The organism is Peptoniphilus sp. HCN-40583 (genome assembly GCF_037892835.1).
GTDB lineage: Bacteria > Bacillota > Clostridia > Tissierellales > Peptoniphilaceae > Aedoeadaptatus > Aedoeadaptatus rachelemmaiella.
Genome location: NZ_JBBKBU010000012.1, coordinates 45,495 through 59,988 on the forward strand (window position 1 = coordinate 45,495; position 14,494 = coordinate 59,988).

14 protein-coding genes are annotated in these 14,494 nt (G+C 51.5%); 4 read left to right on the top strand and 10 right to left on the bottom strand.

Features of this window, described 5'->3' with window-relative positions:
- Window positions 1-11 precede the first annotated feature (11 nt).
- The 5 genes from WKT05_RS05200 to lepB form a co-directional block, all read right to left on the bottom strand.
- The gene (locus tag WKT05_RS05200; RefSeq protein WP_340413198.1) at window positions 12-293 is read right to left on the bottom strand and encodes a hypothetical protein; all 282 of its coding nucleotides are present in this window, start codon (window positions 291-293) and stop codon (window positions 12-14) included.
- Window positions 294-354: 61 nt separating this feature from the next.
- Entirely contained in the window at window positions 355-495 is a 141-nt protein-coding gene (locus WKT05_RS05205) for a hypothetical protein (protein ID WP_340413199.1), read from the bottom strand.
- Window positions 496-545: 50 nt separating this feature from the next.
- The gene (hemW, locus tag WKT05_RS05210) at window positions 546-1,673 is read right to left on the bottom strand and encodes a radical SAM family heme chaperone HemW (protein WP_340413200.1); all 1,128 of its coding nucleotides are present in this window, start codon (window positions 1,671-1,673) and stop codon (window positions 546-548) included.
- 39 nt (window positions 1,674-1,712) lie between these two features.
- A complete protein-coding gene (lepA, locus tag WKT05_RS05215) occupies window positions 1,713-3,521 on the bottom strand; it encodes a translation elongation factor 4 (RefSeq protein WP_340413201.1) in 1,809 nt (602 codons plus the stop codon).
- 21 nt (window positions 3,522-3,542) lie between these two features.
- Window positions 3,543-4,085 (bottom strand): signal peptidase I, encoded by a 543-nt coding sequence (gene lepB, locus WKT05_RS05220; RefSeq protein WP_340413202.1) that lies wholly within the window; start codon window positions 4,083-4,085, stop codon window positions 3,543-3,545.
- 165 nt (window positions 4,086-4,250) lie between these two features.
- Between lepB and rpsT the strand changes: the two genes are divergently transcribed.
- A complete protein-coding gene (rpsT, locus tag WKT05_RS05225) occupies window positions 4,251-4,514 on the top strand; it encodes a 30S ribosomal protein S20 (protein WP_215507122.1) in 264 nt (87 codons plus the stop codon).
- A 111-nt stretch (window positions 4,515-4,625) separates the two neighbouring features.
- Here the strand turns inward: rpsT and tnpA are convergent, their stop codons facing one another.
- From tnpA to WKT05_RS05240, 3 genes are all read right to left on the bottom strand, one after another.
- Complete coding sequence (gene tnpA, locus WKT05_RS05230; RefSeq protein WP_340413203.1) at window positions 4,626-5,084, bottom strand: IS200/IS605 family transposase; 459 nt, start codon at window positions 5,082-5,084, stop codon at window positions 4,626-4,628.
- A 164-nt stretch (window positions 5,085-5,248) separates the two neighbouring features.
- Window positions 5,249-6,232, bottom strand: coding sequence for a DNA polymerase III subunit delta (gene holA, locus WKT05_RS05235; RefSeq protein WP_340413204.1), 984 nt, complete (start codon window positions 6,230-6,232; stop codon window positions 5,249-5,251).
- Complete coding sequence (locus WKT05_RS05240) at window positions 6,151-8,526, bottom strand: DNA internalization-related competence protein ComEC/Rec2 (RefSeq protein ID WP_340413205.1); 2,376 nt, start codon at window positions 8,524-8,526, stop codon at window positions 6,151-6,153. The genes holA and WKT05_RS05240 overlap by 82 nt, the downstream gene beginning before the upstream one ends.
- A gap of 74 nt (window positions 8,527-8,600) precedes the next feature.
- Between WKT05_RS05240 and WKT05_RS05245 the strand changes: the two genes are divergently transcribed.
- Window positions 8,601-9,722, top strand: coding sequence for an alanyl-tRNA editing protein (locus WKT05_RS05245; protein ID WP_340413206.1), 1,122 nt, complete (start codon window positions 8,601-8,603; stop codon window positions 9,720-9,722).
- A gap of 37 nt (window positions 9,723-9,759) precedes the next feature.
- Here WKT05_RS05245 and thrB read toward each other — a convergent pair whose 3' ends face one another.
- Together thrB and thrC are read right to left on the bottom strand one after the other, a co-directional pair.
- A complete protein-coding gene (gene thrB, locus WKT05_RS05250; protein WP_340413207.1) occupies window positions 9,760-10,623 on the bottom strand; it encodes a homoserine kinase in 864 nt (287 codons plus the stop codon).
- The gene (gene thrC / locus WKT05_RS05255) at window positions 10,616-12,052 is read right to left on the bottom strand and encodes a threonine synthase (RefSeq protein ID WP_340413208.1); all 1,437 of its coding nucleotides are present in this window, start codon (window positions 12,050-12,052) and stop codon (window positions 10,616-10,618) included. Before thrC ends, thrB begins: the two co-directional genes overlap by 8 nt.
- 161 nt (window positions 12,053-12,213) lie before the next feature.
- Here thrC and WKT05_RS05260 point away from each other — a divergent pair, with 161 nt between their 5' ends.
- Both WKT05_RS05260 and gltA read left to right on the top strand, forming a co-directional pair.
- A complete protein-coding gene (locus WKT05_RS05260; RefSeq protein ID WP_340413209.1) occupies window positions 12,214-13,065 on the top strand; it encodes a sulfide/dihydroorotate dehydrogenase-like FAD/NAD-binding protein in 852 nt (283 codons plus the stop codon).
- Window positions 13,065-14,447 carry an NADPH-dependent glutamate synthase gene (gene gltA, locus WKT05_RS05265; protein ID WP_340413210.1) on the top strand — a complete coding sequence of 461 codons (1,383 nt, stop codon included), beginning with the start codon at window positions 13,065-13,067 and terminating at the stop codon, window positions 14,445-14,447. Before WKT05_RS05260 ends, gltA begins: the two co-directional genes overlap by 1 nt.
- Window positions 14,448-14,494 lie beyond the last annotated feature (47 nt).

Consider the following 14,494-nt stretch of genomic DNA (forward strand, 5'->3'; position numbering starts at 1 on the left):
TCATTTCTGCATTATATCTTCTCAATCTTTAGTCCTCTTTTTACTAGCTGACTGTGTATAAAGTCTTGTACAAACATCCGAAGCTCCCAGATGTTATATCCTTCAACATCAATCTGTCCAAGTTTGCTTTTCTGCTCTGGCGTCATGTTCTGTGCAGAGCGCACTCTATTTTCCTTAAATGAAAGATCCTCAAGGAAGTTGTAGAAATCTGGGTCGGATAAGAAGGAATTGATATATTCCGTCACCGTTGGCATGCCTTCGAATGTTTCAATACCTTTTGATCGTTTTAGCATTTCTATGGATTCTCCAAGGCATAGGCATCGCCTTTTCCCTTCTCTCGTTCATCTAAGGTTATTATAGCATATGCTTTTTCAGGCATTTCTTCCCATGCCCGGGGCATGATAAAAGGGCACCGCCGTTGGTGACGACGATGCCGCTGTATTGAAGATTATACATCCCTTGTTGCCTTCCCTTTCGAAGCATCGTTTCATTCACATGAATGGCTCCGTGTATTTTCTTTCTCTCTTCTTTAAGGGAATATTTTTTTACAAGCGAAAGAAGTCCACTTCCACCCGATTGGCTAGGTCGCGTCCCTTGCGCGTTAAAGCCACGCGGCCGTTTATTATGGTGAGTAGGCCGTTTTTTAGGTTTTTCTCGATGGCTTCTTTGTGCACGTCCTTAAATTCCTCCCCCGAGGGCAGAGGGGCATCCATGGCAATGCCCTCGTTGAGCCGAAGGCCCAACATGACGTATTCGTTGTCTTTGTCCACCATGGAGAGCACTTCTTCCTCTGCCACAGGTGGTGCTCCCCTGCGTAGGGCCTCGTTGTAGGCAGAAAGGTTTTGCACATTTCTGTAGCGCCTGCCCTTGAAGTGGCCGCTTGCAACCGGGCCCAGGCCGATGTATTCGCCAAGGTGCCAGTAATTTAAATTGTGGGCGCATTGGTGGCCGCCTTTTTCGAAATTGGATAGTTCGTACTGCTTATAACCCATGGCGGCGAGGCCTTTTTCGTAGGTGTGAACGTGAATGCGATCCGTATCCTCCATGGCTTCCATCATTTTTCCGAAGCGGCGGTAAAAAGCCGTCTCCGGCTCCACGATTAAGCTGTAAAGGCTCACGTGTTCCGGATTCAGGGCCTCGATCATGGCGAGGCTCGCCGCCACATCCTCCATGGTCTCCGAAGGAACGGAGGAGATAAAGTCCAGATTGATGTTTTTCGCCTCGCCCTTTCTTAAATGATGAAAGGCATCCTCGGCGGTTTTCCCATCGTGAATGCGGCCCATGATGTTTAAAAGGCGATCCGACGCACTTTGCACGCCCATGCTGAAGCGATTAAAGCCCGTGTCGATTAAGGCGGCCACATCGAGATGAAGGACGCTTTCGGGATTTCCCTCCATGGTAATCTCAGCCCCCTCGTTTATAAAGGGGCGCAACTTTTCCATGATTTTAGCAAGGCGATCCGTGCCCAAAAGGGAGGGGGTGCCGCCGCCGAAAAACACCGTGCTTACGCCGGCGCCCATGATCTCTTCATATAAATCGATCTCTCGCAGAAGAGATTCCAGATAGTCGTCGAAATCCGCCTCGCCCTTTTTCGGCAGGGAGTAGAAATCGCAGTAGTCGCACTTTTTTTCGCAAAAGGGCACGTGGATGTAAATGCCCGGGGACTTTTTCATAAAACCTCCAAAAAACGGACCCTTTCAGGTCCGCCTTTCTTATTTGTCTTCGTCGTATTTGAGGACGGCGAGGAAGGCTTCTTGAGGCACTTCCACATTGCCGATGGAGCGCATGCGCTTCTTCCCTTCCTTTTGCTTTTCCAAGAGTTTCCGCTTCCGGGAAATGTCGCCGCCGTAGCACTTGGCCAGAACGTCTTTTCTGACGGCGCGAATGGTTTCTCTGGCGATGATCTTCGATCCGATGGCCGCCTGAATGGGCACGGCAAATTGATGGCGGGGAATGACGCCGGTGAGACGCTCGCAAATTTTTCTGCCCCGCTCGTAGGCCTTGTCCTTGTGCACGATCAGGGAGAAAGCATCCACCAATTCCCCGTTGATGAGAATGTCCATTTTCACCAAGTCGCCACGTTCGTAGCCGATGAGCTCGTAGTCGTAGGAGGCGTAGCCTCTGGTCTTGCTCTTTAAGGCGTCGAAGAAATCGTAGATCACTTCGTTTAAGGGCAGCTCGTAGGTGATGACAACGCGGGTCTCTTCCAAATAATCCATGCTGATGTAGCGGCCACGCCGCTCTTGACAGAGCTCCATAATGGTGCCCACGTAATCCGTAGGGGACATGATTTCCGCCCGCACAAAGGGCTCTTCCATGTACTCGATGGAGGTGGGGTCGGGAAGGTTCGACGGGTTTTGAATTTCTTCCATTTCACCGTCTACGGTGTGCACCCGATAGATTACCGAGGGTGCCGTGGTAATAATATCCAGGTCGAATTCCCGCTCCAGCCGCTCTTGAATGATTTCCATGTGCAGAAGGCCCAAAAAGCCGCAGCGGAAGCCGAAGCCCAAGGCCACGGAGGTTTCCGCATCGAAAACCAAGGCCGCGTCGTTGACCTGGAGCTTTTCCAAAGCGTCCCGCACGTCGGTGTAGGATTCCCCTTCCGCAGGATAAATGCCGGAGTAGACCATGGGCACGACTTTTTTGTAGCCGGGCAGGGCTTCCTTGGGCGGATTAGCCGGATCGTAAATCGTGTCGCCAACCCGGGCTTCTTTTACATTTTTTATGCTCGCCGTAATGTAGCCCACATCGCCGGCGGAAAGTTCCTTAAGGGGAATGCTTCCGTTGGCATTGACGCCCACTTCCACCACTTCGAATTCTTTTTCCGTGGCCCACATTTTAATGCGGTCCCCGGCCTTGACCTTGCCGTCGAAAACACGCACGTAGCAAACCACGCCGCGGTAGCTGTCGTAAATGGAATCGAAGATGAGGGCCTTTAAGGGCGCCTTCGCATCCCCCGAGGGGGCGGGAATCTCGTCGATAATGGCGTCCAGCACATCGTCGATTCCCACGCCGTTTTTCGCGCTGATTAAAGGGGCGTGTTCCGTATCCAGGGCCACAATGTCTTCGATTTCTTTTTTCACTTCGTCGACTCGGGCCGAGGGCAGGTCAATTTTGTTGATGACCGGCACCATTTCCAAATCCTGATCCATGGCCAGGTACACATTGGCCAAGGTTTGTGCCTCTACCCCTTGGGTGCAGTCCACCACCAAAAGCGCCCCTTCGCAGGCCGCCAGGGAGCGGGATACCTCGTAGTTAAAGTCGACGTGGCCCGGGGTGTCGATGAGGTTTAAAAGGTATTCTTCGCCGTCTCGCTCGTGAACGAGGCGCACGGCCTTGAGCTTAATGGTAATGCCCCGCTCTTTTTCCAGGGCCATGGAGTCCAACACCTGGGCATCCATTTCCCGCTCCGTGAGCATGCCGGTCTTTTCGATGAGTCGGTCGGCCAAGGTGCTCTTGCCGTGATCGATGTGGGCGATAATGGAGAAATTACGAATATTTTTCTGACGATCGGTCATAGTACCTCCTTTATGCGTCCGTTAATGATTAAATAGAGTAAATTTCGAAAAGGGATAGTAGCGAAGCACCGCCCGAGAGCGCACGTGCTTTTTCTCCACCGGACCGAAGTAGCGGCTGTCGATGGACATGCCCTCTTGGCGATTGTCTCCCATGACGAAAAATTCGCCTGCTTTAATGTCCCAGGCCTTGTCCTGATAAATCCCCGTGGATACGCCGGGATGGATGTAGTTTTCCTTTAAAGCCACGCCGTTGACAAAGACCTTGCCCTCGTCGATTTGAATGTGATCGCCGGGCAGGCCGATGACGCGCTTCACATATTCTTTTCCCGATTCGTCCGGCGCGTCGATAATCACAATGTCCCCTCGTTTGGGATCGGAGAAGTAATTGGGAAAGACCAAACAGATCATGCGCTCGCGCTCGTGTAAGGTGGGTTCCATGCTCTGGCCGATGACCATGGTGGTGTTAAAGACGAAGTGGCGGATGACCACGGCCAATACCACCGCCATAATTATTATTTTTATCATTTCTACCACCGTGGAAGTCGATTTTCCTTTTCTCTTCAAAATGTTCCCCTTTCTTGAATCTGACTATTCATTTTACCACAAACGCAAATTTTCTACATCTTTTGTAAACTTCCTACTTCCCTTTCTTGCAAAAGCCACGGCCATATGGTAAAATTCTACAAGTTAAGGTATCCTAAGGGATAAAATCACAGTCGGAGGTGAATCATGGCAAATATTAAATCCGCTATTAAGCGTATCGGCACGACGAAAAAAGAAACGTTGCGCAATAAATCCGTAAAGACCGGTATTAAGACGTCCATTCGTAAATTCGAAGAAGCGCTTGACAAAGGTGAAATCGACGAAGCGAGAGATCTCCTCCGCGCTGTCGACAAAAAACTCAAGAGAGCGGCATCTAAGAATGTTATCCATAAAAATGCGGCAGCTCGTCGCATGAGCCGTTTGACCAAAAAATTCAATCGCGCCAACTAAAATAAACATCCCCCGGCGTAGCCGGGGGTTTTTCTTTATCGGCCCAAAGGGCCTGTATTACTAGCTGCGCCTGAAGGGCGTCGGCGGTCTGCCCGTGCTATCGTTACTTGGCTACCCCTTGAAGGGGTTCGTCGTGTCGAACGTTAGTTGCTCACTTATTTGATCTTCTTTCAGCTGATTTTGAATGTATTCCTGAATCTTTTTAGCGTTTTTTCCCGCTGTATCGACGTAATAGCTTCGGCACCAAAACTGCCTTCCTCTATATTTAAATTTCATGTCTCCCCATCGTTCATAGATCATGATACTGCTCTTACCTTTTAGAAAGCCCATGAATGAAGATACAGATAGTTTGGGTGGGATCTCTAGTAGCATGTGAACGTGATCTGGACATACTTCCGCCTCGATTATGTTCACGCCTTTCCAACTACATAACTCCCGTAGAATCGCTCCAATTTCTAAGCGCTTCGATCCATAAAATACTTTTCGCCTGTATTTCGGAGCAAACACTACGTGATACTTACAATTCCATTTTGTGTGTGATAAACTATGGGTGTGATTTAGTGATGTCATTATTCCCTCCTGATTGTGATTAGTTGGCAGACCTTTCTTATCATACCATTCTGGGAATAACGGGTGATTATCGCTAAAGCTAAACGGAACCCCCGGTCTAACCGGGGGTTTTCTAATGCAAGAAAAACTGAAAACAGCTGTTTTCAGTTTTTTTGTTGCTCTTTTTAATTGTCTCGCAACATGGAAAGAAGCAGAGTTTGAAGCACGTCCCGATCCGAAGCGGAGGTGCTCTTCATGCGAAGCTCCTCATCTAAAATCAATCGGTAGTGCCGCCGCAGCTGCGCCTTCGTGTAAGCGCCGCTTTGGGCGGCTATTTTTTTGCCCTCGTAGGGCTTTATGCCCATGAAGCGAAAGATCTCGCCGTCGCTTCTTCCCGTCTCCCCCATGGTTTTGTAATAGAGGAGATTGCCCGTTTGCCGCGCGATCATGTAGAGGATGCGCCCGGCGGGCTCTTCCCTTACCTCAAATTCGTCCAAAAGGTTTAAAATCGCGGCTCCGTCTTTTCTCGCGATGGCGGCGAGAAGGTCGAAGATGGTCTCCGCGGAGAAGGGATCCAAAAAAGCGTCCACCGCCGCCATGGTCACTTCCCCTTCCGAAACGCTGGCAATTTGATCCAAGGTGTTGACCAAGCCCTGAAGGTCTCCCGTAAATTGCCTGTCGCTGTAGCCTGAAAGGCGAATAAAATGCTCCAGCACCTCGGGGCGAATGCGGCGATTTTGCTTCGCCAAATAGCCGGCGAGAAAGCGCCTGAGCACCTGCCCGGTGAGCCGCTCCATGGCAATAACCCGATGGGCTTTATCGAAGCGCTTGTAGAGCTTTTGATTCTTTTTTATGGGGGTCTCCGTCTCCATTAAAAGAAGCACCGTGGAGGCGGGGATTTCAAAAACTGCCTCCAGAAAATAATCGAAGGCCGGATCGCTTGCCAAAAGCCCCGCATCTTTTACGACGACGATACGCTTTTCGGACATAAAGGGCAAGGTGTTGGCCTTGGCCAGAATCTCCCTCACATCCCCCGACGCCACGTCATAATTTAAATCCTTGGTGGCGGGGTCCAAATACTTCTTTTCTATTTGTCTGCGCTTCTCTTCCATACCGAACTTTTCCGGTCCGTGGAGAAGATAGGCTCCATTGTAATCCACTGATTCCATAAATCGTCTCTTTTCTTAAAATACCCTGCGCCTGCATAGACCATACCCATTAAGATTACCACGCAGGCGGCAAAAAAGATACTTTGCCCCATGGAAAGGGCCCGCGGTTTATAGACGGACACATACACCTTGCCGTCTTTCAAATTCATGGTGATTGCGCCGTTTTTCGTCTCCAAATAAGAAATGTGGTGGTCTTTTAAACGCCGGAGCACCACTTGGTGGGGATGGCCGTAGGAATTGTTCTCTCCCGCCGAAATAAGGGCCAGATGCGGCCGAGTGGCCTCCAAAAATTCGTCGCAACTCGATGTCTTCGATCCGTGGTGGCCCAGTTTCACAATGCCCTCGCGGTGGCGAAGATCTGCAAGAAGCATTTTCTCCTGCGCCGCAGGCAAATCGCCGAGAAAGAGCATCCGCTGCCCCTTCGACGAAAGCTCCATGACCATGGAAAGGGCGTTATCCGCATCGCCATAGGACGGAAAAACCCTAAGCTGCCAATCCTTCATGGGAAAAGTTCCCTCGATGGCCTCGATGACTCCCGCCTCCTGTTGAATCGCATCGTACATGGCCGCATCTTCCTCACTTCCCGGCGCCGGGGCAAATATGTGTTTGATATTATGCGCCTTCGCCAAGGTGGTGACGCCGCCGGCGTGATCCGCGTCGTAGTGAGACAGAAAGATGGCATCCAAGGTGCCCACGCCGCATTTCCGCAAAAAGGGCACCACGTAGCGGGCCGTAGGGTCGGCGCCGAAGCGGCTGCCGCCGGTGTCGATGAGGCCGCGAAAATCTTTCGCCTCTACATAGGCGCAGTCCCCCTGCCCCACGTAGAGCTGGGTCACGGAAAGATCCGACGCCGTCCAATGGCCCCAAGCGAGGACGAGGATGCCGACTGCCGCGGCCTGCAGCATCAAAAGCCGCCCCGCCCGTAATTTCAACCGCCGCATGGGGAAATACATGGCGAAGTGAAGAATCAAGTAATATACGCAGGCCTCCGCTACGGAAAAGCTCGGCAATACCCAATTAAAGGGCGCGAGGGCCATGTGTTTTGTGAGAAAGAGAAAGGGCAGAAAGATCCATCGAGTCATAACCGCCGCCCCGGCTGCCACAGGCGGTAAGAGAAAGGACAAGCAGCTTACGGCAATGCCGCCGTATAAAATCGCCGCAGCCAAAGGCAGAAGCACCACATTGGCGAGAAGGCCCATGATGGAAATGCTTCCCGAGGCAAACAGAAGTAGGGGCGCGATGGCGAGGCTCACGGCGACACTCACGCCCAAAGCCTGCATGATTCTTCCCCGAGCCGTTCCGAAGAAAGGCAACTTCGGATAGATGGCTAAAATGCCGTAGACAGAGAAAAAGCTGAACAAAAAGCCCAAGCGGTAAATATAAAAGGGATTCACCAAGAGAAAGACCGCGCCGCTAAAGCCCAGGGCGTAGGCGGGATCCACCGGCCGCCACAGCCGCTTCCCTGCATCCGTAAACAAAAGAGACAGCCACACCCGCATGCCGCCTATGGGAAAGCCCGTGAGAAAGAGATACAAAAGCAAAAGACCGTGGACGGACAACTTCCGCAGATCGTAGGGTACGGTGAGCCTCTTTAATGCTGCAGACAAAAGCGCCATAATCAACCCGATATGTAGGCCGGAAATGGACAAGATGTGAATCACATTGAGGGTGCGAAAATCCTCCAGCCCCTCCCAGTCCGCATCGTTTCCGAAGAGCATGGCGGATATAAGTTTCGCCTCTTTCGGCGGAAAATACCTTTCGCAAATGGCCGCGCCTTTTTTTCTGAACCGTCCCCGGCAGGTGTAGAGCTTTTCCATGGCCCTTCCCTCCTCGGGAAGGATCTCTTCCTTCGTGGGGCGCAAGGTGGCCTTAATGCCGTGAGACAAAGCGTAGTGGCGCCCGTCGAAGCCGCCGGGGTTTCGCGGCGCCTCCGGCTTCATGGTAATCCCACGCACGGCCACCCGCGTTCCCATGGCGGGATGGGCCTCGGAGAAAACCCGCACCCTCTTTAACGGGCCGATCCTTAAATCGTAGTAATTTTCCTTCGATGCCATGACCACGCCCCGCACCGTGACCCGCACAGGGGGCCCTTGCGTCGACTGAAGACCGGATGAAGCGAAGACAAACACAATCAGGGCCGCCAAGGGATAGAGGCCATTGGCCTTCTTTCCCCACAGGAGAAAGCAAAAGGCGGCGAGGATCAAAACAGGCACAGCAAACAACAGGGGCACGCGCTCTGCAAAAAAGCAGCCCCCGCCCAATGCGAGGCACAAGATAAACCACAACTGTTTCATAACCACCTGCTTTCGAAAAAAACGAAAGATATGATAAAATAAGTAAAACGCAAATCAAACAAAAGGAGGCGCCTATGGCCCTGTATCTGAGGGAACCTTACCGTAAATTCATGAAAATCACCGTTCCCGACACCGTAAAAAGTAAAGGCTTTGATTATTTCTTTTTAGAAGACAGCATCGTCGCCCCGCCCGTGGAGGGCTACTACACCGGCGATAAAATCACCCTGGACGGCGAGGCCGTAGACTACACCGTCGAAGGTGGGCGCATTCAGTGCAAAATGGATGCGGCAGAAAGCGGCAAGGAGGCGGAACTTTCCATCGACTGGCCCCGCCGCCTGCAGTCCATGCAAAATAATATCGCCCGCATTCTCTTTACCTGCGCCTTGGAAAAGCTTCTTCACGCCAAAGTCCTCTCAGGCTCCACGGAAGAAGCCTGCTACCTCGTCGTCGATGCCGAAGACATCGGCTTTATGTCCCTTGAAAAAATAGAAAACTACGTCAATCATCTTATCGAATCCAATCTGCCGATTCAAGAAGAAAAGGGCGAAGTGACCATCCCCTCCGTAGACAAAGTGTACAGCGTGGGGCCGCTGTTGAAAAACACCGGTGAGGTGGCTCTCTTTGCCATTCAAAAAATCGAAAAAGAGGAAGAAGGTCTGAAGCTCACCTTCGTCTGCGGCAAATGCGCCTTAGACGATTACAGAAACCACCGTTACCTGACGAAAAATCTGTCCATGTACCTGAAGGAAAACACCACCCAGGGCATTTGGCAGGCGGTGAAAAAACTTCACGGCAAAATCGACGAGCAAAAGAAGAAAATCGATTCAATGGAAGAAGCCATGGCCATGGAGCAGGTTCATGAATTTATGGCCAAGCGTCGCACCGTAGAAGGCGTGGGCTATATTTACACCACCTTGGAAAACATCAATTTCAAAAGCTTTAAGTACCTGTCCAATGCCATCCAAAAAAAGGCGAAGACCGTGCAAATTTACGGCATTCCCAACGGCAACGAAGCCCAGATTCACATCCTTCGAAGCGCCGATGTTCCGGTGGATTTAAAAGAAATCATGGATCGATTAAAAGGCGATTTGGAAGGCTCCGGCAATATGTATCACGTGCAGATCAATGTTCCCCGCACGCAAATGAACCCGCTGATGGAACGCTTCTTAATTGCCATTCAAAAGCAATTGCTGTAACAATCAAAAGCCCTCGGGATTTTCCGAGGGCTCTTTTTTATGCATTTTCCAAAATTTCCACGCCGGTGGTGGTAATGTGCAGGATTCGAATGTCCCAGGTGGCATCCAGAGGTTCGGATATTTTTTCCCAGTCCTTTTTTATGGCCTCCAGATCGGCGGATTTTTCCGTGACGAACAACAAAGTGGGTCCGGCGCCGCTAATGAGGACGCGGCCATTGTGATCCTCTTCCAGCGTCTTCATTACGTCGTAGCCGGCGATGAGTTTGCTGCGGTAGGGCTCGTGAATTTTATCTTCCAGGCCGAAGAACAACGCCTCCGTGTCGGCGGTTTCCAAGCCGTGAATCAAAAAGCCCATGTGGCCGATGTTCGACACCGTATCGGCATAGGTCAGAGACTTGGGGAGCGCCGCCCGCGCCTTGGCCGTAGACAAATCGAAGTCCGGGAAGGCCGCAATGGTGGCGAAGTTGTCGATGTTGTTGATCTTTCTGTAGACCACGCCGTCGTCTGTGGGCAAGCTGATGACGCAGCCGCCTAAAAGAGCCGGCGCCACATTATCCGGATGGCCTTCGAAATCCGACGCCATTTTTAAAATTTCATCTTGGGTAAAGGGCGCGCCAAGCAATTCATTGGCCCCCACCATGCCGCCGACGATGCAAGTGGCGCTGCTTCCCAAGCCCCGGGCAATGGGAATGTCCGCATCCACGCGGTAGCTGAATTTTTCCATGGAGGCGTCTGCCTTGTCGAAGACCACTTTCGCCGCCTCATAGATCATGCTCTCTCTGTCGCAATCGCCGCCGTCGAGGGCAAAGGTAAAGGTGTTGTATAAATCCAAGGCCAAGCCGATAACGTCGAAGCCCGGTCCCATATTGGCCGTCGTCGCCGGCACACGCAGTTTAATCATGAAATCCCTCCTTTACCACTTCTTTCATTTCATCCACCGTAATGCTTTCATTGAAGCGCTCGGGCAAATCGAAGACCGACCTTAAAGGCCTCGGGCAAGGAACGCCGGTAGCATCTTCGATTTTTTTCAAAAGATCCACATCCCCTTCCCCTTCGATGCCCAACGCATCCGCCACCGTGTCGGGGAATTTGTAGGGGCTCGCCGTGGCCATCACGAGAACGTGGTTGGCGGAGCCGTGTTTCTTCGCCCCGTCGTAGGCTACCGCCGTGTGGGGATCCATGACATAGCCGAAGCGATCGAACACTTCCTTGATCCGCGCTTCCCCTTCTGCGTCCGTGGACCAATAGCCTACGAGCTTCGAGCGGTTGATGGCGTCCATGGGAATCTCGAAGCGGCCCGTAGCATTTAAGGATTCCATTTTCTCCCGCACTTTATAATCTTTCTTCAAAACCAAATGCAGGTAGCGCTCAATATTGCTCGCCACGAGAATATCCATGGAAGGCGAAGTGGTTTTAAAGAAGTCGCGGTTTCTGTCGTAGACGCCGGTGGTAATGAAATCCGTAAGCACGTGGTTTTTATTGGAAGCGCAGATAAACCGCCCCACAGGCATGCCCATTTCCTTGGCGTACATGGCGGCTAAAATATTGCCGAAATTGCCCGTAGGCACGCAAATGTCGATACCCTCGCCCATGGAAATGGTGTTTCTGCGCACCAATGCCAGATAGGAATATAAATAGTACACCACTTGGGGAACCAGGCGGCCGATATTAATGGAGTTGGCCGAAGAAAATTCGATGCCCGCGCGTCGAGAAGCTTCCCTTAAGGCGTCGTCTCCGAAAATTTCTTTCACCGTACGCTGGGCGTCGTCGAAATTGCCTTCGATGCCGTAGACGTAAACATTGCTCCCCCGCTGCGTGGACATTTGACGCCGCTGCATGGTGCTCACGCCGTGAGCGGGATAAAAGACAAAGATGTCCGTGTTCTCAACATCTTGAAAACCGGCCAAGGCAGCCTTGCCCGTGTCACCGCTGGTGGCCGTTAAGATCCGCACCTTTCTTCCCTCCGCCGATGCGGCCATAAGATAGGGAAGCATTTGCAGAGCGAAGTCTTTAAACGCCGCCGTGGGCCCGTGGAATAATTCCGCCACGGTGATGCCGTCCAGGTCGAAATAACCCACCGGTTCCGTTCCGGAAAAAGAGCCGTAAGCTTTCTCTGTCCAATTTAGTAAATCGTTTTTAGAAAAATCTTCGAAAAATAAATGGAGCACTTCCGCCGCCAACGCTTCATAGGAATAGTCCATGTATTGTTTTAAGTCGATCTTCGGAATTTTATCCGCAACAAACAAGCCACCGTCATCGGCAGGACCCTTGAAAATTGCCTCTTTTGCCGTTACCACACGGCTTTTGTCTCGGGTAGAAAAAAATTGCATCGTCGTCTCCTTTTATGTCTTTTATCTTTTTAGTGTATCACAGTTTACGCCATTTTCGCCCCTCGATCAAGAGGCAAACGCTAACGAAAAAACCATTTCATAGGTTGATATTTTTCTAACTATTTACTATAATGGACGTACAACAATATAGGGAGGGTAGTATGTTTAAAATTTTAGAAAAGAAGAATCTGGCGCCCAATGTGTTTTTGCTACGCATTCACGCGCCGCGTGTCGCCGTTGCCGCTCAACCGGGACAATTCGTCATCGTTATCTCCGATGAACGCGCTGAACGCGTGCCGCTAACCATCGCCAATTACGATCGCGAAGAAGGCTGGGTTGACTTAGTTGTTCAAGCATCCGGACCGTCGACGACGAAGCTGTCTCAAAAAGAAAAAGGCGATGAACTGAAAGACTTCGTCGGCCCCTTAGGCGTTCCTTCGGATTTCACCGAATTGAGTGACGAAGAATTAAAGAAGAAAAAGTACTTATTTGTCGGCGGCGGTATCGGCGCCGCACCGGTCTATCCGCAAGTCCGTTACCTGTCTGAACGCGGTATTCACTGCGACGTCATCATCGGCTTCAAAAACAAAGATGCCGTTATCTACGAAGAAGAATTCAAGAATCTGGACTGCACACTTTACGTTACCACCGACGACGGCTCCTATGGCTTCAACGGTATGGTTACGGCAAAAATCGACGATCTCATCGAAAACGAAGGCAAATCCTACGATACATGTGTCGCCATCGGCCCCATGATCATGATGAAGTTTGTTTGCCTCACCACGAAGAAATACGATCTGCACACCATCGTTTCCTTAAACCCGATTATGGTCGACGGAACCGGTATGTGTGGCGCTTGCCGCGTCAATATCGACGGCGAAACGAAGTTCGCCTGCGTCCACGGACCGGAATTTGACGGCCACAAAGTGGACTTCGACTTGGCTATGAAGCGTCAAAGACAATACATGAACGTGGAAAAGACAAAGGGTCAACAAGTCTGGAGGAATGCGTAATGGATCGCTTTACTAGAGTACCCGTACGGGAACAAGATCCCAATAAACGGAACAAGAATTTCGAAGAAGTTTGCTACGGCTACAATCACGAGGAAGCTGTCCAAGAAGCGAAACGTTGCTTAAACTGTAAAAATCCCCAATGTGTAAAGGGCTGCCCGGTTTCCGTCAACATTCCCGCTTTCGTCCACGAAATCGCCGAAGACAATGCCAAAGGCGCTGCCATGGAGCTTTCCAAACACACGGCACTGCCTGCCGTTTGCGGTCGCGTCTGTCCCCAAGAAAGCCAATGCGAAAAATACTGCGTCTTAGCGAATAAAGGCGATGCCGTCAGTATCGGTAAGTTGGAACGCTACGCTGCCGACTACGCTCGTGAAAATCACATTCAAACCATTCAACCCGAACCGTCCAACGGCCACAAAGTTGCCGTCGTCGGCGCAGGCCCCGCAGGCATTACCGTTGCCGGCGAACTTTTGAAAAAAGGTTACGACGTTACGGTTTTCGAATCCTTACAACAACCCGGCGGCGTTTTGGTTTACGGTATTCCGCAATTCCGTTTGCCCGACACCGTCGTCGCCAGCGAAGTGGAAAAATTAAAAGACTTGGGCGTTAAATTTGAAACCAACACCATCGTCGGTCGCACCATGTCCTTAGAAGCCATTCGCGACGAAGGCTATGAAGCCATCTTCTTAGGTACCGGCGCCGGTCTTCCCCGCTTTATGGACATTCCCGGCGAAAACTACAACGGCGTCTTCAGTGCCAATGAGTTCTTAACCCGTACCAACCTCATGCACGCTTACGAAGCCGGCTACGACACGCCCATTATCGCCGGTCGCAAAACCGCTGTTATCGGCGGCGGCAACGTGGCCATGGACGCTGCCCGCGTGGCAAAGCGTTTAGGCGCCGATGTTACCATCGTTTACCGTCGTACGGAAGCCGAGCTCCCCGCCCGTGCCGAAGAAGTTCACCACGCCAAGGAAGAAGGCATTAAATTCCATCTTCTCACCTCCCCCGTTGAAATCCACGCCGATGACGACGGTTGGGTTACGAGCATGACCCTTCGCCCCATGGAACTCGGCGAACCCGATGAATCGGGACGTCGTCGCCCCGTTCCCAAGGTAGGCGAAGACTTTGATGTGGAAGTGGATACGGTTATTATGGCTTTGGGTACCAACCCGAACCCCTTGATTACCGGCACCAACCCGGACATCGAAACCAACAAAAAACAAGGCATCATTATTTCCGAAGTCGGCCAAAGCTCTGTTGAAGACGTCTTTGCCGGCGGCGACGCCGTTACCGGTGCCGCAACGGTTATCCTGGCCATGGGCGCAGGTAAACAAGCTGCCGAAGGGATCGATGAATACATCAAGAACAAAAACAAATAAGATTTCCCTTAGAAATCCAATGAAAGAAGCAGCCGCATCGTCGGCTG